At 37.5% G+C, this 18,671-nt stretch carries 16 protein-coding genes; 12 read left to right on the top strand and 4 right to left on the bottom strand.

Features of this window, described 5'->3' with window-relative positions:
- The first annotated feature begins 18 nt into the window (after positions 1–18).
- The 6 genes from HII17_RS12070 to HII17_RS12095 all read left to right on the top strand — a co-directional run bounded on the left by HII17_RS12070 (position 19) and on the right by HII17_RS12095 (position 5,884).
- Entirely contained in the window at positions 19–2,085 is a 2,067-nt protein-coding gene (locus HII17_RS12070) for a TonB-dependent receptor (protein WP_169075644.1), read from the top strand.
- Between the two features lie 43 nt (positions 2,086–2,128).
- The gene (locus tag HII17_RS12075; protein ID WP_169075645.1) at positions 2,129–2,386 is read left to right on the top strand and encodes a hypothetical protein; all 258 of its coding nucleotides are present in this window, start codon (positions 2,129–2,131) and stop codon (positions 2,384–2,386) included.
- The gene (gene pnuC / locus HII17_RS12080) at positions 2,386–2,997 is read left to right on the top strand and encodes a nicotinamide riboside transporter PnuC (protein ID WP_169075646.1); all 612 of its coding nucleotides are present in this window, start codon (positions 2,386–2,388) and stop codon (positions 2,995–2,997) included. Before HII17_RS12075 ends, pnuC begins: the two co-directional genes overlap by 1 nt.
- Positions 2,998–3,033: 36 nt before the next feature.
- A complete protein-coding gene (locus HII17_RS12085) occupies positions 3,034–3,879 on the top strand; it encodes a phosphotransferase (protein WP_169075647.1) in 846 nt (281 codons plus the stop codon).
- A 111-nt stretch (positions 3,880–3,990) separates the two neighbouring features.
- A complete protein-coding gene (locus HII17_RS12090) occupies positions 3,991–5,058 on the top strand; it encodes a sensor histidine kinase (RefSeq protein ID WP_169075648.1) in 1,068 nt (355 codons plus the stop codon).
- A gap of 1 nt (position 5,059) precedes the next feature.
- Positions 5,060–5,884 (top strand): LytR/AlgR family response regulator transcription factor, encoded by an 825-nt coding sequence (locus HII17_RS12095; RefSeq protein WP_169075649.1) that lies wholly within the window; start codon positions 5,060–5,062, stop codon positions 5,882–5,884.
- A gap of 4 nt (positions 5,885–5,888) precedes the next feature.
- Here HII17_RS12095 and HII17_RS12100 read toward each other — a convergent pair whose 3' ends face one another.
- Positions 5,889–6,914, bottom strand: a complete 1,026-nt coding sequence (locus tag HII17_RS12100; RefSeq protein WP_408033890.1) for an ATP-dependent 6-phosphofructokinase — start codon at positions 6,912–6,914, stop codon at positions 5,889–5,891.
- A 125-nt stretch (positions 6,915–7,039) separates the two neighbouring features.
- Between HII17_RS12100 and HII17_RS12105 the strand changes: the two genes are divergently transcribed.
- Positions 7,040–7,900 (top strand): DUF6279 family lipoprotein, encoded by an 861-nt coding sequence (locus HII17_RS12105; RefSeq protein WP_169075651.1) that lies wholly within the window; start codon positions 7,040–7,042, stop codon positions 7,898–7,900.
- Positions 7,901–7,957: 57 nt separating this feature from the next.
- Here the strand turns inward: HII17_RS12105 and pyk are convergent, their stop codons facing one another.
- Both pyk and HII17_RS12115 read right to left on the bottom strand, forming a co-directional pair.
- Complete coding sequence (gene pyk, locus HII17_RS12110) at positions 7,958–9,409, bottom strand: pyruvate kinase (RefSeq protein ID WP_169075652.1); 1,452 nt, start codon at positions 9,407–9,409, stop codon at positions 7,958–7,960.
- 63 nt (positions 9,410–9,472) lie between these two features.
- Positions 9,473–10,321, bottom strand: coding sequence for a MurR/RpiR family transcriptional regulator (locus tag HII17_RS12115; RefSeq protein WP_169075653.1), 849 nt, complete (start codon positions 10,319–10,321; stop codon positions 9,473–9,475).
- A 282-nt stretch (positions 10,322–10,603) separates the two neighbouring features.
- Here HII17_RS12115 and zwf point away from each other — a divergent pair, with 282 nt between their 5' ends.
- Genes zwf through HII17_RS12140 form a run of 5 tightly spaced genes read left to right on the top strand, consistent with a single transcriptional unit; the run spans position 10,604 to position 16,243 of the window.
- On the top strand, positions 10,604–12,073 hold the full coding sequence (gene zwf, locus HII17_RS12120) for a glucose-6-phosphate dehydrogenase (protein ID WP_169075654.1): 1,470 nt from the start codon (positions 10,604–10,606) through the stop codon (positions 12,071–12,073).
- A 3-nt stretch (positions 12,074–12,076) separates the two neighbouring features.
- A complete protein-coding gene (gene pgl / locus HII17_RS12125) occupies positions 12,077–12,769 on the top strand; it encodes a 6-phosphogluconolactonase (protein ID WP_169075655.1) in 693 nt (230 codons plus the stop codon).
- 4 nt (positions 12,770–12,773) lie between these two features.
- A complete protein-coding gene (gene edd / locus HII17_RS12130; RefSeq protein WP_169075656.1) occupies positions 12,774–14,603 on the top strand; it encodes a phosphogluconate dehydratase in 1,830 nt (609 codons plus the stop codon).
- 3 nt (positions 14,604–14,606) lie between these two features.
- Positions 14,607–15,581, top strand: a complete 975-nt coding sequence (locus HII17_RS12135; protein ID WP_169075657.1) for a glucokinase — start codon at positions 14,607–14,609, stop codon at positions 15,579–15,581.
- On the top strand, positions 15,578–16,243 hold the full coding sequence (locus tag HII17_RS12140; RefSeq protein WP_169075658.1) for a bifunctional 4-hydroxy-2-oxoglutarate aldolase/2-dehydro-3-deoxy-phosphogluconate aldolase: 666 nt from the start codon (positions 15,578–15,580) through the stop codon (positions 16,241–16,243). The genes HII17_RS12135 and HII17_RS12140 overlap by 4 nt, the downstream gene beginning before the upstream one ends.
- Before the next feature lie 48 nt (positions 16,244–16,291).
- Here the strand turns inward: HII17_RS12140 and HII17_RS12145 are convergent, their stop codons facing one another.
- Positions 16,292–18,559, bottom strand: coding sequence for an FtsZ/tubulin family protein (locus HII17_RS12145; RefSeq protein ID WP_235938760.1), 2,268 nt, complete (start codon positions 18,557–18,559; stop codon positions 16,292–16,294).
- Between the last annotated feature and the right edge of the window lie 112 nt (positions 18,560–18,671).

The raw sequence follows: 18,671 nt of genomic DNA on the forward strand, positions 1-18,671 counted from the left end.
AATAATAAAGAGAATAACATGAACACCAATAAGTCTACGCTTTCTATCGCTATTGCATTAGCGATGTTGTCACATTCGACACTTGCCAATACAGAACAAGATGAAATTGAAGTCATCACAGTAACCTCAGATTTTCGAGAATCCAGTCTTCAAGCGACACCAGTTTCAGCTACTGTTTTATCTGCTGATGAAATATCTTCTGTAAGTGCGCAAAACTTAGAAGAAGTAATTTCTCTAGCACCTAATTTAAATTTTAGTGCGGGATCTCAACGTGCAAGATACTATCAAATTCGTGGTATCGGCGAGCGTAGCCAATTTCAAGAGCCGATTAACCCTTCAGTAGGTGTAATTATTGATGACGTAGACTTTACCGGTATAGGTAGTGTTAGTTCTATGTTTGATGTCGAACAAGTAGAAGTCTTACGTGGTCCACAAGGTACTCAATTTGGTGCAAACGCATTGGGAGGGTTAATTAACATTAAGACCCCTGATGCTAGTGAACAGTTTGAAGGAAGAGTTAAGCTAACTGCTGGTAATTACGATAGTTATGGGGCAGGACTAATGTTATCTGGTCCGATAGCAGAACAGGTAAATTATCGATTAGCTGTCGAACAGTATCAAAGTGATGGTTTCATTGAAAATGATTATTTAAATCAAGATGATACCAATAATCGTGATGAATTAAGCGCAAGAGCAAAAGTGCAATGGTCAGTAAACGATGAAGTAACTGTCGATTTTGGTGCTTTTATCTTTGATTTTGATAACGGTTATGATGCATTCTCATTAGATAATAACCGTACGACACTTTCAGATCAGCCTGGTGTTGATAAGCAAGACACCAGAGCATTTACCGTAAAACTAAACTCTACAGCTTATCATTACGCGGAATTAGATCTTATATTTTCACATGCCGATAGTGAATTAACCTATGGGTATGATGAAGATTGGGCTTATGTCGGTATTCACCCGTGGGAATATAGCTCTACAGATTACTATTTCAGAGACAAGAAAGTGTCTACTGCCGAATATCGTTTAACATCAACTCAAGCAAGTAAATTGTATGGCAATACTGTATGGGTTGCTGGTGTTTACGCAAAAACTGAAGAAGAAGATTTAACACGTCAATATACATATCTGGACAGCAATTTCTCATCTTCGTTTGAAGCTGACACTTTGGCTGGATACGTGCAGTTTGATAGCCAGTTAACCGATGCGTTGATGTTAACTACTGGTTTACGTATCGAGCGAAGAGATTTTGATTATGATAATTCAGATGGTTATCAAGCCAAGCCAGACGAAAACATGGTTGGCGGTAAAGTAGTATTAGCATACACATTAGCTAATCAAGACCTTGTTTATGGTTCTGTTAACAGAGGTTATAAAGCTGGTGGTGTCAATACAGATGGTACTTTACCTGAAACATTACGAGAATTTGAATCAGAAACCGTTTGGAACTTCGAATTAGGTTACAAAGCTAACTTTGATGATGGTTTTATTCGCGCTGCTGCTTTCTATATGAATAGGGATGATATGCAGGTTAAATCATCACAAGAATTAAAGCGTCCGGACGGTAGTTCTGAATTTCTTATTTACCTTGGTAATGCTGCTCAAGGTAGTAACTATGGTTTGGAGCTTGAAAGTGGCTGGCAATTAAATGACATGTTTTCACTAAACGCTAGCGTTGGATATTTGGACAGTGAACTAGATGATTATATCAATCAAGATGGTGTCGATATCTCAGGTCGTGAGCAAGCACACGCGCCTAAATATACGGCATATTTAGGATTAAATGTAGATATTAGTGATGCATTGTCAGCATCAATTGGTATTAGTGCAAAAGATGAGTTTTATTTTTCTGACAGTCATGATGAAAAATCAGATGCTGAAGTGCTTTTAAACGCGAGTGTTACCTACAGCGCAGATAATTGGACAATTACAGCTTGGGGACGTAATTTAACTGATGAAGAGTATAAAACACGAGGCTTTTACTTCGGCAATGATCCTCGAGACGGTTATCAAGGGAAACAGTATTATCAATTAGGTGAACCTGCTGTCTTTGGTTTAACAGTCGACTATCATTTTTAAAGTATAGCCCGCTGTTTTGCGGGCTTTATTTTTAGGAGATGTTATGGATATTTCAATTGAACTTAGCCTTTACCCACTGGCGGATCGAAATTACAAAGAACAAATTTGGTCATTTATTGAAAATTTAAAACAGAATAAAGACATAAACGTTGTCACTAATGGTATGAGTACACAGGTCTTTGGTGAGTACGATGTCGCTTTATCAGCGGTAAATAAGGAAATGAAGGCTATACACCAAATAACCGGAAGTGCTGTTTTTATTCTTAAGATAATTGCCGCAGATCGAAAGAGAAATTATTAATGCTAGCCGAAACAGTAGCATATTTTAGCCAAATTGCAGTGTTAGAGTTACTTGCAGTAATCACAGCTTTTGCTTACGTCATATTCGCAGCAAAAGAACATATTCTTTGTTGGCCTTCCGCGCTTATTAGTACCGCACTGTATACCTATATTTTTTACGATGTTTACCTTTGGATGGATAGTCTCCTACAGGTTTACTATTTTGTTATGGCAATTTACGGCTGGTATTGTTGGACCAAACATAAGAGTAATGTAAAAGACATTTGTATTCATAGCTTAGGCGCAACTTATCATTTGAAAACGGTTTTCTTTCTTGCGTTTGTCTCCATCGGCGTAGGTTATGTTATGGACAATTATACGCCGACATCATTTCCATATATTGACGCTGCCACAACGGTATATGCGGTATTTGCTACTTATTTAGTTACTCAGAAAGTATTAGAAAATTGGCTTTATTGGGTAGTCATTGATTTGGTTTCTATCTATGTTTATATAGAAAAAGGCCTTTCACCAACGGCTATGCTATTTGTAGTTTACGTAGTTATTGCATTGGTAGGTTATTTCACTTGGTTAGAAAAGCTCAAGCAAACGCCTGAGCCTGCGTTAAATTAAACTTAATTTTCAATCAGTGAGATAGCGAAAATAAGTATGGCCATACTTGAATTAATAAAATCTAATTCGCTTTTTGCTGAGAAGAAAATCACAATACAGTCCTTAGTTGGAGGGTACAATAACAAGGTTTTTAAAGTTTCAACTGCCGAGCGAGATTACCTTGTAAAATATTTTAAAGATACTAACACTGCAAATCATGAAGCACTGTCACAGCAAATTGCGACATTGCATAACTTGGCTCCCAAAATAATTGCTGCTGAAAAGCATTTACTGATTTCTCAATTTATAGATGCAAATACATTAGAGCGCCATCCAATAACTATAAAGCAAAAGCTTGTAGTTGCCGCTAGGTTAATGGCCAATTTACATAGCATCACTGTTGAAGAGATAAATACCGTACCTGTCTTAAACATATCGAAGGTTATTAGTGATTTATATAAAAGTATCAATCAACGTGAGTGCTTTTATTCTTTAGTAAAGAAATCTACCGCTGTTTTAGCAGAGCTCGATAGATACCCGAAAAGTGAAGTGTTTATCCATGGCGACTTAAATTTTAATAATATCTTGTATCGCAAGTGTAAAAGACCATATTTAATTGACTTTGAAGCAAGTTCTTTAGCACCTATTGAATATGAACTAGGTATGCTCTTAGCTGTAAATGGCCTGTCGGAAGATTACATCAGAGAGCTTATTGAATTATACGTGGAAAGTAGCTATGTTATTGATAGTATAGATGAATATTCGGTTACGCGTTACATGCTTGTGTCGGCGCTAATTAATGGACTTTGGTATTTCAAAGAGTATGAACTTCGTAATGATGTCCATTACAAAAATTTAGCTTTACAACAAATTAACCTCGCAGAAAAGCTCATAACGCCATAAGTTATATGCTTTAAATGAGACAAAACGCTGAAAAGTTGAGATTAACTGTAGTGCGCGTTTTAAGGTGATCTTTCATAATTACAAATGTAACTAACTAAATGGTTTATTTTTGTGAATTGGAAAGCGCTTATAGAAAATAGAAATCGATTCTTCTGGCTATTACAAACCGCTGGTTGGTTTGGCTTTGCCTTAGTTCAGTTTTTAGGTTCTTTATTACATGACTTACGCGATATTTTTGTAATCGTAGTATTTCTTAATAGTTATGCTGGTTGGATGCTTACAGTTCCATTACGTTATGTTTATCGCAGAGCTTGGAATTTAGCGCCGATAAAAATGGTAACGGTAATAATTATTGCCTCTTATATTACGGCAGTCATCTGGCAGGTCATCAAAAATATTAATTACTGGGAAATTTATAAACATGGTTGGAAGCCTGAATTCTGGCTTTATTATACCCAGTCGAGTGTTTGGTCTTTTTATATTATATTAAGCTGGAGTGGATTGTATTTCGGTATTAAGTACTATCAAATGTTGCAGAAAGAAAAACAGAATGTTCTGCAAGCCAATACGTTAGCACACCAAGCACAGCTAAAAATGCTGCGTTATCAACTTAACCCTCACTTTCTATTTAATACGTTAAACGCTATTTCTACGTTAATTTTAGTCAAAGAAAATACAACAGCTAATGGCATGGTTACTAAGCTAAGTGAGTTTTTAAGGTATTCACTTGATAAAGATCCAATGAAACGCGTTACTTTGACCAGTGAAATTCATGCGTTAGAACTGTATTTAGAAATTGAAAAAGTCCGTTTTGAAGAACGTTTACAGGTTAAATTTGATATTGGTAAAGATTGTGAAAATGCTTTAGTGCCTAGTATGATCCTACAGCCTCTTGCTGAAAATGCGATTAAGTACGCCATTGCAGTAAAAGAAGAGGGCGGAACAATTACAATCAGCGTTAATCGCTTTGGAAATGACTTGTTAGTAGAATTAGCCGATGATGGACCAGGCGCGGAAATTAAGAACGGAAATTTATACAGAGAGAGTGGAGTTGGGCTAGCTAATACACGAGAACGCTTAACCGCTTTATATAAAGAAAATTTTTCGCTAGTTGTCTCCAAAAATAAGCCTTCAGGTGTTAAAGTAAATATAAGAATTCCGTATGAATTAGGAAGTTAGTATGTCCGATTCACTATCTACCATAATCGTAGATGATGAACCGCTAGCACGCAAAGGCTTAGCAATTAGGTTAGCAGAGCACAATGATATTAACGTTGTCGCTCAATGTAGTAATGGCCGAGAGGCTATAGAAGCTATTAAACAGTACCAACCTGATCTTATGTTTTTAGATATTCAGATGCCTGGTCTAAATGGCTTTGAAGTAATAGACGAGGTTATCAACCAAGAATTAGCACTCCCTTCTGTTGTCTTTGTTACCGCCTTTGATCAATATGCAATAAAAGCATTTGAAGTACACGCTATCGATTATTTATTAAAGCCAGCAGATGATGTACGTCTAGCTCAGGCAATGGATAAAATTCGCGAACATAACCAAAGTAAAGCTGATACAGAACATAAAAATAGATTAGTGCAGCTTGTCAGCGATGTAACTGGTAGTGAACAAAGCAAAATATTAGAAGAGCTAGCTAGTAATCAAGACGTTTCAATTTCACAGTATTCAGATGTGTTACCTATAAAAGATGGCGGTGAGTTAAGTAGAGTGCCAGTCAACTCTATTTGGTGGATAGATGCAGCTGGCGATTATATGTGTGTTCATACAGAGGAAGGTACACATATATTAAGAAAAACGATGAAGCAATTAGAAGAATTGCTCGATCCTCGCATATTTATCCGAAGCCATCGTTCAACGATAGTAAATAAAAATTACATCCAAAAGTTTTGTAGTCAGCTTAATGGCGAGTATTACTTAGTCATGACCAGTGGCAAAGAGCTTAAAGTTAGCCGAAGTTACAAAGACAAAGTAAAGCAAGCCGTTAATAATTAACGTACTAGCGCTTGTTTTGAGCAGCAAGCGCTAATATATTTTCATGTGCGACTACTAAATTTTCAGCCACTATCTTTGTGTGTTGAACAGCGTCATTTAACGTTACTTCTTCGATTTCGGTTTTTAACTCGCCCAGCATGATGCTAGTTTTACCAACTAATACTGCTTCAATAGCTGCAACACCAAGTTTTGTTGCAAGTAATCTATCTTTAGCAACAGGTGAACCACCGCGTTGTATATGGCCTAAAATACAGGTGCCACAATCAATACTATATTGTAGTTTAAGTTGCTCAGAGAGGCTTTGAGCGCCGTTTGGCCATAGGTTTTCTGCTAACACTATTAGGTAACTTTGATGATCTTGAGATTGATGGTGTTTTATATCACTTACAATCTCATTAACTTTTTTGTTTGCGTCATTAGCGTTAAAGTTTTCGAAAGATATTATTTGCTCAGCGCCGCATGCTATACCGACGTTAAATGCGATATGACCACTATGTCGACCCATTAATTCAACGACAAATACACGATCAAACGCATCTGCTGTATCTCTTATTTTATCAATTGCTTCAATAGCAGTATTGATGGCGGTAGAAAAGCCAATCGTAAAATCAGTGCCATCTAAATCATTATCTATTGTTCCAGGCAGGCCAATGAGTTGACCTTGCCAGTGTTGCTCGATAGCTAACATGCCATTAAATGAGCCGTCACCACCGATCACAATAAGTGCATCTATTTGCAATTTTATTAGACTGTTAACTGCTTGTTTTACACCAGTTTCAGATAGCATTTCCGGACAGCGGGCACTTTTTAGTATTGTACCCCCTTTATGAATTATATCTTTTACAGAGCTATTATCTAGTAAACGATATTCTTGATTAATCAGTCCATTGTAACCATGAAAGAAACCTATACATTCAATACTATATTGATGGGCAGCAAGTACGACCGCTCGTATAGCAGCATTCATTCCTGGAGCGTCACCGCCACTCGTTAATATACCGATCCGTCTTATGGTGTTTTGTTTACTCATCATGTATTTCGCAATATTTATTAACAGAATAGGGGGTTACAAACTCTCTGAAAGTTTATAACGTATTACACCTTATAATACTTTTTCTATTTTGCATATTTACGCTAAATCAAAGGAATGCCAAAGTGCTGAAAAATCTAAAATTGGTTAAACGTTGGGGGATAATTACTACCAGCCTTTTATTATTATCTGGTTGTAGTTTTAGCTTTGTCTATAACAACCTCGATTGGTGGGCAAATTGGTACTTGGATGATTATGTAATTTTAAATGATGAACAACAAAAAAGCTTTGATGAGGCCTTTGATAAAATTCATATTTGGCATCGAAAGACTCAGCTAAAAGTTTATTATACGCAGCTATTAACACTTAAAGAGCAAGTAAATACAGGTATAACAATCGATCAATTGGCATCGCATATTGGCCAAGTAAATAGCCACTGGGTAACAGTACGGGATCAAACTAAATCAGATTTGATATCCCTTACGCATACGTTAACTAAAGAGCAGAGAGAAAACCTAGTTGATTCGATAAGAGAAAGTAACAAAGAGCGCGTAGAGGAGCGGGAAATACTAACTCGCGAACAATGGGTTAAAGAAGAATGTATTGATCAACAAAAACAGTTTCGGAAATGGGTAGGTAAACTTAATAAAACTCAAAAGAAAACAATTTGCCAATATACTGAAGGCTTCGTATCTACATTTGATTATTGGATTGAATATCGTACAAACTGGTTAAATCAGTTTTCTCAAGCGCTTTCGCCAGAGCTAACTAAAGAAAAGTATGAATTGCTATTCGCTGAACTAATCGTGCAACCAGAAAAATTAAGAAGCGAAGACTATATAGCGATTAGAGAACAAAATAACCAAGTGGCGACTGAAATTTTCTTTTATATGATGAACAATCTATCGAAGAAACAACTGAATCGTTTTAACAACCGTATAGATGACTTTATTGAAGATTTGCAGGATTTAGAAATAGATAGTTAATAAGGTAAATAAAAAAAGGGTAGCAACACTACCCTTTATAAACTTTTTAATTGAGACTTATTTTAAAAGCTTTTTAGTGACTTTTAGAATTTTAACCGTATTCGTTGCACCAACGGTTTCCATGATATCACCATGGGTAAAGATCAATTTATCATTTTCTTTGAAATCACCATGTTTAATAACTTCACGAAGAACATCGTTAGTTAAAGACTCATCTGTACTAGAAGTAGAGTCAAACTTTACAGGATAAACACCACGATAAATTACGGTCTTAGTTAACGTTTTTGCATGACGAGAAAGAGAATAAATCGGCAAACCCGAAGTAATGCGCGACATTATTTTAGATGTCTGGCCTGACTCAGTTAACGCTATGATTGCTTTAACACCTTCTAAGTGATTCGCCGCATACATGGCAGAAAGGGCAATTGTTTCTGAAATATCAGAAAACATTAACTCAATACGATGTCTTGATGTATTAACAGAGCGATGTGTTTCTGCACCAATACATACCGCAGCCATTGCTTTAACAGTTTCAACAGGATATTTACCTGCTGCTGTTTCTGCTGAAAGCATAACGGCATCAGTTCCATCTAATACGGCATTAGAAACATCCATGACTTCTGCACGAGTCGGCATTGGATGCGTTATCATGGTTTCCATCATTTGCGTAGCGGTAATTACAACACGGTTAAGTTGGCGAGAGCGGGCAATAATATGCTTTTGCTTCCCAACCAACGCTGGATCACCAATTTCCACACCCAGATCTCCACGAGCAACCATAACCACGTCAGACGCTAAGATAATGTCATCAAGCACTTTGTCATCATTTACTGCTTCTGCGCGTTCTATCTTTGAAACTAAACGTGCTTCACAGCCTGCTTCTTGTGCTAAAAGGCGTGCTTCACGCATATCAGCAGCATCTCGTGGGAAAGAAACAGCTAGGAAGTCAGCTTTTAATTTAGCCGCTAGCTTAATGTCTTCTTTATCTTTTGGTGTTAAAGCTGGGGCGGTTAATCCACCACCTTGACGATTAATTCCTTTATTGTTTGATAAAGGGCCGCCTACAACTACCTCTGTGAATACTGACGTGCCTTCAGTACTCAACACTTTCAATTGCACTCGGCCGTCGTCTAATAAAAGAATATCGCCAGTAGCTACATCATCGGGTAGTTCTTTGTAATCAATACCAACTTTTTCTTTTGTGCCTTCACCCTTAGGTAAAGCAGCATCCAACTCAAACTTATCGCCAATTTCTAATGTGATAGGGCCATCTTTAAATGTTGAAACTCGAATTTTAGGGCCTTGTAAGTCGCCTAAAATGCCCACATAGATTCCTAACTCTTTAGAAATCTCACGCACCATATTTGCGCGGTTAATATGATCTTCAGGGCTACCATGCGAAAAGTTAAGGCGCACGACATTAACACCCGCCGATAATACTTCTTTGAGCGTTTCTCTGTCATCTGTTGCAGGACCGAGGGTCGCAACAATCTTCGTTCTTCTAGGCATTTTTGTCCTTCATCTTTAAATAAGTTGAAATTAAAAAGGCACAAAATGTTGTGCCAGTTCTTTTTATTCTTTACGCTCAAATCTTGAGCTTCGTAAACTATCTTTAACCTTCTTAAGGTTATCTCTAAACTTGCTACCACGGCGTAATGTAAAGCCTGTAGCTAAAATATCGATTAGCGCTAATTGCGCAATTCGTGATGACATTGGCATATATAAATCTGTGTCTTCAGCTACATCAACCGAAAGCACAATATTACATTCTTTTGCTAATGGAGAGCCTTCGTTGGTAATGCCAATAACAGTTGCATCATTTTCTTTAGCTAAAGCAGCGACTTCTACTAAAGACTTAGTTCGTCCTGTATGTGATATAACAATAACAACATCACCTTGCTGACTATTAATAGCGCTCATGCGTTGCATTAATACATCGTCAAAATAAACAACAGGGACATTGAATCGGAAAAACTTATTTTGTGCGTCATGAGCGACAACAGCTGAAGCACCTAAACCAAAAAATGAAATTTTATTAGCCTGTGTAAGTAAGTCGACAGAACGATTAACTGTTGTTGTATTTAAGCTTTTACGGGCCAATTCCAAACTCGCCATGGTTGACTCAAAGATTTTAGCTGTATATTCATCAGCTGTATCATCTTCATCAACATGTCGGTTTACATAAGGTGTGCCGTTGGCCAAACTTTGTGCTAGGTGTAGCTTAAAATCAGGGTAACCCTTAGTGTCTAATCGTCTACAAAAGCGATTTACTGTAGGCTCGCTGATATTAGCTTGTTTTGCTAATGCGGCTATACTTGCATGAATAACGGTATTTGGCGAAGCAAGAATAACTTCAGCAACCTTACGTTCTGATTTGCTGAAAGTGTCTAGCTCATTGGCGATCTTTTCTAAAATGTTCATATAATTTTCCAGATCTTTTTTTATTAACTGTAATTTATTTTCTGAATAAATAACAGAAAAAATGAAAATTTCTTTCAAATGAGCAGTTAATATAAGTTATTTATGGAAAATTTTGCAAATGTTTAATAAATACACATAAGTAATTAGCGAAATAGTCGTTAATTACACAGGACTTTAACCTAATGTAGTAAAATTACAAAAAGTTCTTTACTGAAGTGTCAACAAGCGCTAAATTAACGTTAAATGTAGTTTAGTTACAGTACGTAAACTAGAGAAAAATTTATGAAGAATGCGCAAATCAACTCAGCAGTAGAAGTAGTACTATTTGGTGCGTTAGGCGATTTATCCCGTCGTAAGTTATTGCCAGCCCTTTATCAGTTAGACTTAGCTGGTCTTTTACACGAAGAAACTCGAATTGTAGGTGTTGCACGTCAAGACCAAAGCAACAGTGATTTCATCAATTTTACCAAAGAAAATTTGACCAATTTTGTATCTGAAGGTCTAGATGAAGTTGCGTATGAGCGATTTTTATCTCGTTTGGTATATCAAAAACTAGACTTTAAAGAAACTGACAGCTACAGCGCTCTTGCTAAAACGTTAGCTAATGGAAATGACGAGCGTATTTATTATTATTCGACTCCTCCTGCAATTTATGGCGATATTACTGAAGGCTTATTTAACGCAGGTCTAATAAATGACAGCGACCGTGTAGTCATGGAAAAACCAATTGGTCATTGTTTAGAGTCGTCTAAAGTGATTAATAATATGGTATCGAGTCACTTCGAAGAAAACCAAATCTATCGTATTGATCATTATTTAGGTAAAGAAACCGTTCTTAACCTACTCGTTCTTCGTTTTGCCAACTCATTATTTACCAATAATTGGGATCGTAACTACATCGACCATGTCCAAATTACAGTAGCTGAAAGTGTCGGCATAGAAGGGCGTTGGGGTTTTTACGACGAAGCTGGACAAATGCGCGATATGGTACAAAACCACTTGTTGCAAATTTTATCGTTGCTGGCAATGGAGCCACCTGCAGATTTAAGTGCAGATAGCATTCGAGATGAGAAGTTAAAAGTAATTAAGGCGTTAGTGCCAATTACTCGCCAAAACGTTAAAGAGAAAACAGTAAGAGGGCAGTACTCTGAGGGTTTCTTAGGTGGTAATGGTGTACCAGGTTATCTTGAAGAGGAAGGTGCGAATAAAACCAGTAACACTGAAACGTTTGTAGCGATAAAAGCGGAAATTGATAATTGGCGCTGGACTGGAGTCCCGTTTTATTTAAGAACTGGCAAACGTATGCCTGCTAAACACAGTGAAATTGTCATTCATTTTAAAGAACAACCACATAACATCTTTAAAGATAGTTATGTCGATCTTCCTGCCAACAAGTTAACAATAAGACTACAACCTGATGAAGGTGTTGAGTTAGAGGTGATGAATAAGATCCCAGGAATCGCTTCTCAAATGAACATTCATGAAAACAAATTAGATTTAAGTTTTTCAGAGACTTATGAAAACGAACGAGTCGTAGATGCCTATGAACGTTTAATGTTGGAAGTGATTAACGGTAACCAATCTTTATTTGTGCGTCGTGACGAAGTTGAAGCTGCTTGGAGTTGGGCGGACAGTATTATTGATGCATGGCAAGCAAGTAATGAGAAGCCAAAAGCATATGCTGCAGGTTCTTGGGGCCCTGTTTCTTCAATATCTTTAATCGCTCGCGATGACAGGCAATGGGTGGAATAAGCAATGCATCAATTACATGAATTTAATAGCCGAGAGCTGCTAGATAATCAACTAGCAGATAAAGTGGCTAACATATTAGAAACAGCAGTAAAACTTAGAGGTAAAGCCAGTATTGCTGTTTCAGGAGGTTCTACTCCAAAAGGTTTTTTTAGTGTTCTTTCAAAAAAATCGCTGCCTTGGAAGCAAATTACCGTAACGCTAGCAGATGAGCGTTGGGTAGACATTAATGACGATGCTAGTAACACAAAGTTAGTGCATCAAAATTTACTTCAAAACAATGCGCTAGAAGCTAACTTTTTTCATATTAAACAAGGTGATTTGTTAAGTAGTGAAGTTTTGGCTGATTTGAACTTAGCTGCTGGTACAACGGTATTACCTTTTGATGTGTTAATTTTAGGTATGGGCGAGGACGGACATACTGCCTCTTTATTTCCGTGCAGCAATGAAATTCATTCCGCTTTATCTAAAGATGCTGCGCCTTTGTTAAAGGTAGTACCAACTACAGCACCTCATGAAAGAATAACTTTTAGTTACGCATACCTTGCGCAAAGTAAAAACACGTTTTTACATATTTGTGGTCAAGGAAAGAAAACAGTTTTAGACCAAGCGTTAGCTGGTGATGAAATTACAGAAATGCCTATTCGTGCATTTTTACAGCACCCGTCACTAACGACAAATGTTTATTGGGCGGAGTAGTCAGATGAATCCAAAAATTACAGCCATTACAGATCGTATTATTGAACGCAGTAAAGCTACTCGAGCAGCTTATTTAGCGAAAATTGATAACGCTAAATCAGAAACCGTTCATCGCGCAAGTTTATCGTGTGGCAATTTAGCGCATGGCTTTGCCGCGTGTGGTAAAGAAGATAAAAGTAAATTGCGTGGTATTAACCACTCTGATATCGCAATAATTTCTTCGTATAACGATATGCTTTCAGCACATCAACCATATGAAACTTATCCTCAGATTATTAAACAAGCTGTCACTGAGACTGGTGGTGTTGCACAATTTGCAGGTGGTGTACCAGCGATGTGTGACGGTGTTACACAAGGCCAACCAGGCATGGATTTAAGTTTGATGAGTCGAGACGTTATTGCCATGTCTACAGCCGTAGGCCTGTCTCACAATATGTTCGACGGAGCGTTGATGCTAGGGATCTGTGACAAGATCGTTCCCGGTTTATTAATCTCAAGTTTAACTTTCGGTCATTTGCCAACAGTATTTGTGCCAGCAGGCCCAATGCCATCGGGCATTCCAAATAAAGAAAAAGCGCGTGTTAGACAGCAATACGCTAAAGGCGAAATCGGGAAAGAAGAATTACTTGCTGCAGAATCTGCGTCATATCACAGTGCAGGTACGTGTACCTTCTTTGGGACAGCAAACTCTAATCAACTTGTTGTAGAAGTGATGGGCTTACATTTACCTGGCGCTTCGTTTATTGCACCGAATACCCAATTGCGTGAAGAGTTAACTAAGGCTGCCGCACGCCAAGTCACTCGCTTAACACAGCAATCAGGAAATTATTTACCAGTAGGTAAAATGGTGGATGAGCGTTCTGTTGTAAATGCAATTGTAGCGTTATTAGCTACAGGTGGTTCGACAAACTTAACTATGCACATTATCGCGTTTGCAAGAGCAGCAGGAATAATTATTAACTTCCAAGATTTTAATGATTTATCTGACGCTGTTCCTTTAATTACACGTATTTACCCTAATGGACATGCTGATATTAATCACTTCCAAGAAGCTGGTGGTATGGCGTTGTTATTTAAAGAATTGTTAGGTGCTGGTTTACTTCATGAAGATGTAGAAACCATCTGTGGTAAAGGGCTAACTCGTTATACTCAACAGCCAGTACTAGAGAATGGTCAACTTAAATGGGTAGATAGTGTTGATGTGTCAGGTGACCCTGAAGTGATCGCTACTACAGAGTTGCCATTCAAGCCTGACGGTGGTTTGAAAGTACTAAAAGGTAATTTAGGAACTTCAGTTTTGAAAACTTCGGCACTCCGTGAAGGTGCACAAGTTATTAAGGCGCCGGCAGTAGTGTTTGAAGATCAACATGAATTAGAGGCAGCATTTAAAGCGGGTGAGTTAGAAAAAGATTTTGTTGCAGTTGTTCGTTTCCAAGGACCTAAAGCCAGAGGTATGCCTGAACTACACAAGTTAACGCCTCCGTTAGGCGTGCTTCAAGATAAAGGATTCAAAGTAGCGCTAGTTACCGATGGTCGAATGTCTGGAGCATCAGGAAAAGTCCCAGCTGCAATTCATTTATGTCCAGAAGCACTTGATGGTGGCTTAATTGCTAAAGTTCAAAACGGCGACATGATTATGGTCGACGGCGACAGTGGTGAGCTTACTCTGTTAGTTGATGAACATGAACTGGAAAACCGAACATTAGCACAGTTTAAGGTTAATGGTCATCATGAAGGTATGGGACGAGAAATATTTGGCTTTATGCGTCAAAGTCTCAGCTCTGCAGAAACAGGTGCTTGTTCATTGTTTCATATTTTAGACGGAGAGCAATAATCGATGTCTGAGAATTGTGTCAATATTGTTGCTGATATTGGTGGTACAAATTTACGTATTGGTATTGCCAATCAAGATGGTAGCACTAAATCGTTAACCGTTTATCAATGTGCCGATTACGCCGGACTTGCCGAAGTAGTAAGCGACTTTATTGAAAAAGAACAACTAACGAATAAAACAATAAGTGCTTGTTTTGCTATCGCTTGTCCTGTTGAAAATGACTTAGTCGTTATGACTAATTTGCCATGGCAGTTTTCTAAAACTGAATTAAAAAAAGTATTGGGTTTAGAAAAGTTTCTTTTGATTAACGACTTTACTGCAATAGCTCACGCTATACCAATGCTTGGCAACGAGCAAAAGGTGCAAATTGGTTCTGGTGACCCTGTTGATGGAAAACCAATCTCAGTATGCGGCCCAGGTACTGGATTGGGCGTAGCTAATTTAGTCAACCATAATGGTCGTTGGGTAAGTTTAAGTGGTGAAGGCGGGCATGTTGATTTTGCGCCAGTCGATGAACAAGAAATAGCTATATTTAAACACCTATTAGGTAAATATTCCCACGTATCATACGAGCAGCTGCTCTCTGGCTTAGGGATAGAACAAATTTATCAAGCTTTAGCTGAACTGCACGATGTATCGAAAAACGTGTTATCGGCAAAGGACATTACGAGTAGAGCATTAGCCAAAGAGTGTGATGTGTGTGAAAAAACTCTTACTCAGTTTTGCAGGGTTTTAGGTAGTTTTGCAGGTAACTTAGCATTAACTTTGGGCAGTTTTGGCGGTGTTTATATCGCTGGTGGAATTGTTCCTCGTTTTATCGAATATTTTAAGGAAAGTGATTTTCGAACACGTTTTGAAGAAAAAGGGCGTTTGTCAGGTTTCAACCAAAACATACCAACATATGTAATCACTGAATCTCAACCAGGCATACTAGGTGCAACAGCGTACCTTCTTCAACATAACAAAGAGGCATTATGAAGGATTTAAAAAATTGGCAGCTTTCGCCAGCAGATTTATTTGCTATGGGACCATTAGTGCCGGTACTCGTTATAGAAAAAGTTGAAGATGCATTACCAATCGCTGAAGCGTTGATAAAAGCTAATATTAAAGTATTAGAAGTCACACTTAGAACGCCTTCTGCGTTAGATGTAATTGAAACCATTGCCAAAGAGTTACCAGAAGCAGTTGTAGGCGCAGGTACTGTTACAAACCGTGAATTATTACAACGCTCTCGCGATGCAGGTGCTAAGTTTGCAATTAGTCCTGGCCTAACCAAAGATTTATTAAAAGCAGGTAATGAAGGTGATATAGCGTTAATCCCAGGTATATCCTCTATTTCTGAGCTAATGGATGGCATTGATTTTGGTTACGATCATTTCAAATTTTTCCCAGCAGAGGCTTCTGGTGGAGTAAAAGCTATCCAGTCAATTGGTGGTCCTTTTCCTAACATTAAATTCTGTCCAACTGGTGGCATTAATCTAAATAATGTTAACAATTACTTAGCATTAAAAAATGTCGCTTGTTGTGGTGGTTCTTGGTTAGTGTCAGATAGCATTGTTAAAGAGAAAAATTGGTCAGCTATTACGACGCTAGCTAATGATTCTTTAGCTCATGTTGCAGATGCTTTAGCAGTAAAATAACCAACTTGTTTTCAATAAAGAAAAGCCAGCTTCAAGCTGGCTTTTTTATTAATCTTTATTTGAGTCCGATTTAACCATCACTGGTATATCGATATCGGGTGCCGATATATCATTAAGTGAAATAACTTTCGTTTTACTAATACGATGGCGGTAAATTTCTCTCAAATACAAAATGGCGTTTTTAACACTATCTAGTGTTAGTCTAATGTCATTTATTGATGTGAATTGTTTACTATCATGTATTAATTCTCGGTATTTTTTCTCATACATTGGTTTAATCGCGTACCAATTAGTATCCAAAATTTTAGCCGGGTTCTCGAAATCAAGCAGCAAAGATTCAAGAATGGTTTCGTCAAATTCAGGTGCTTTAATGAGCTCTATTATTTTACTATCTATAGTTTCATCGAACCTGTAATTGTCTTTTGCAAAGCAGCGCTTAATATAGGCAACAATTAGTGTTAAGAAGTCATCACTTAAACACGGACTTTTAGCTATTAAGGTTGTTAAGGATAGATTTGCTGAAGCACCTATGACTAATGCGTAACGTTTTAATGTAGTATTTGGGAATAAGTTGTTTAAATGCATTTTCAACTTATTTAAGTCCATATAAGAAAGCTTATAATCTTTCGGAAGCGAAACAATGGAAACTACTGACGAACAGTTTTTGAAAAAGTGTAATCCTTTTAGATGCTTGGCGTCATAACCACTTTCTTTGTAATTTTTTAATGCAACTCGATATTGAGAAGACTCGATAGGTAACAGACTTATACCTTCAATCGCCTGCGTCTGCTTATTAAAGTGTGGTAGGTCGATGGAACGGAAGAACAAGTCATCTATATCTAAGCTACTTTCTTCGCCTGTTCCACTAAAGAGTTTTTTCCCATCAGCACCCAACTCATCATCTGCCACTACTGATTCTGCATATGCAATCGCAACAGGGCCTGCAAGACTCATAAATAAGTCATTAGCATCTAACCTTATTGTTTCGCCTATATCGATACCGGCACGTCTAAAGTAATTTTCATCGTAATCTGTTGTAACGGCTTGCGCCGTCAAAATATTAAAAATCTGTTGGCTAATGTATTGGTTAGCATGACGTTCCATAGAATTTACATCAATAAACTGTATTCCACCTTCATCGTCATTTTGTTCAGCATATCGCATGATGTCGTTAGAAATTAACATCATGGCATTCCACGGCCTAATACGTTGTATCATGTTTGAAGTGGTCGCATTTTCATTATCCATACTGTAGGAGAAATTCCATTCTTCCGACAGATACTTACATAACAAACGACCTGCATTAATGTGTAATGCTTCAGAAGTTTCTACATATTGCTCTGAGATATTTGGCAATATACAAATACCGCTAGTAAATATAGGTTCAAAAACAAAAGACTGGTTGTGGCTTGCCAGATCTCGCTCTGATTTGATATCAAAGGTTTTATTCATATAGGAGTATTGTTGAGCCAAACCAAATTCAGATGCCATACCAGAGCCGGTACCACCACCTGCGCTAAAGATATAAAAATATAATCTAGATTGGTTAGCTTTAATGCCACAAGAATCAATTAAGTATGAGTGGATGAACTTCCAGTCTTGATTGGTAAATTGATCGGTATCTTTATTTAAAATGATTTTTGCAAGGTATTGACCAAGAATAGGGGCGTTACCGGCACCACCAGCATGAACTTCTGATAAATCCATGATTTTTAGTTTGTTATAGTCTTTGAGAAAGTTGTTATCAAAGCCTTTAGAAGAGAACCGAATTCGACCTTCAATATCTTTATCTAGATCGCCAAGCATAACTAGAGGTTCCATTAGAAATACTGGCTTAATTGAGTTGTGTTGGTTGATATTTAAACTGCGTTGAATCCATTTTATTGGACGGTTATCTCTTTCTCGAACTTTGTTTTGTTCGTTATGAAACTCATTTAAGTAGAAGTTACGGGCGTTATGAACTAAACAAGCAACGTCTAATGCAATATTAGAACCACATCGGCCAAGGCCAATAAGGCAAACAGAAGGGAAGTTAGGGTTGTATTCAGTTTCTTCTTCAAAGCTTGTTACTCTTGGGTAAACCTCGTCCCGCAATGCATCTAGGTTTTTAAGAATGAGTGAAATATCTTTTTCAGTAAAATAATTGTAAAGCTGCTTTTGGGTATTTGCAGGCTCAGCTTTTTCAGCAGACTGACTGACTTTTCTTTTGACGATAATGTCGTATTCATCTTTACTTTGTTCAGCGTTTTGTGATTGTGAGATATTTTTATTTGAAGTTTTGTTAGTAGGACCCTTAGCCGACTTCTTTGTTTGCATCTTTCTTCCCCATAGCTTTGTGGGAAAACCCACGTCCAACTATGAAGATAGTTCAAAAAACATACATTTACATAATAAACAAAAGAAAAGCCAGCAAAATGCTGGCTTTATA

The organism is Thalassotalea algicola (assembly GCF_012932965.1).
GTDB lineage: Bacteria > Pseudomonadota > Gammaproteobacteria > Enterobacterales > Alteromonadaceae > Thalassotalea_F > Thalassotalea_F algicola.

What these genes read in the sequence shown, in the direction of transcription:
- HII17_RS12070 (WP_169075644.1), top strand. Translation starts at nt 19, where the DNA reads ATGAACACCAATAAGTCTACGCTTTCTATCGCTATTGCATTAGCGATG.
- HII17_RS12075 (WP_169075645.1), top strand. Translation starts at nt 2,129, where the DNA reads ATGGATATTTCAATTGAACTTAGCCTTTACCCACTGGCGGATCGAAAT.
- pnuC (WP_169075646.1), top strand. Translation starts at nt 2,386, where the DNA reads ATGCTAGCCGAAACAGTAGCATATTTTAGCCAAATTGCAGTGTTAGAG.
- HII17_RS12085 (WP_169075647.1), top strand. Translation starts at nt 3,034, where the DNA reads ATGGCCATACTTGAATTAATAAAATCTAATTCGCTTTTTGCTGAGAAG.
- HII17_RS12095 (WP_169075649.1), top strand. Translation starts at nt 5,060, where the DNA reads ATGTCCGATTCACTATCTACCATAATCGTAGATGATGAACCGCTAGCA.
- HII17_RS12100 (WP_408033890.1), bottom strand. Translation starts at nt 6,914, where the DNA reads ATGAGTAAACAAAACACCATAAGACGGATCGGTATATTAACGAGTGGC.
- pyk (WP_169075652.1), bottom strand. Translation starts at nt 9,409, where the DNA reads ATGCCTAGAAGAACGAAGATTGTTGCGACCCTCGGTCCTGCAACAGAT.
- HII17_RS12115 (WP_169075653.1), bottom strand. Translation starts at nt 10,321, where the DNA reads ATGAACATTTTAGAAAAGATCGCCAATGAGCTAGACACTTTCAGCAAA.
- zwf (WP_169075654.1), top strand. Translation starts at nt 10,604, where the DNA reads ATGAAGAATGCGCAAATCAACTCAGCAGTAGAAGTAGTACTATTTGGT.
- pgl (WP_169075655.1), top strand. Translation starts at nt 12,077, where the DNA reads ATGCATCAATTACATGAATTTAATAGCCGAGAGCTGCTAGATAATCAA.
- edd (WP_169075656.1), top strand. Translation starts at nt 12,774, where the DNA reads ATGAATCCAAAAATTACAGCCATTACAGATCGTATTATTGAACGCAGT.
- HII17_RS12135 (WP_169075657.1), top strand. Translation starts at nt 14,607, where the DNA reads ATGTCTGAGAATTGTGTCAATATTGTTGCTGATATTGGTGGTACAAAT.
- HII17_RS12140 (WP_169075658.1), top strand. Translation starts at nt 15,578, where the DNA reads ATGAAGGATTTAAAAAATTGGCAGCTTTCGCCAGCAGATTTATTTGCT.
- HII17_RS12145 (WP_235938760.1), bottom strand. Translation starts at nt 18,559, where the DNA reads ATGCAAACAAAGAAGTCGGCTAAGGGTCCTACTAACAAAACTTCAAAT.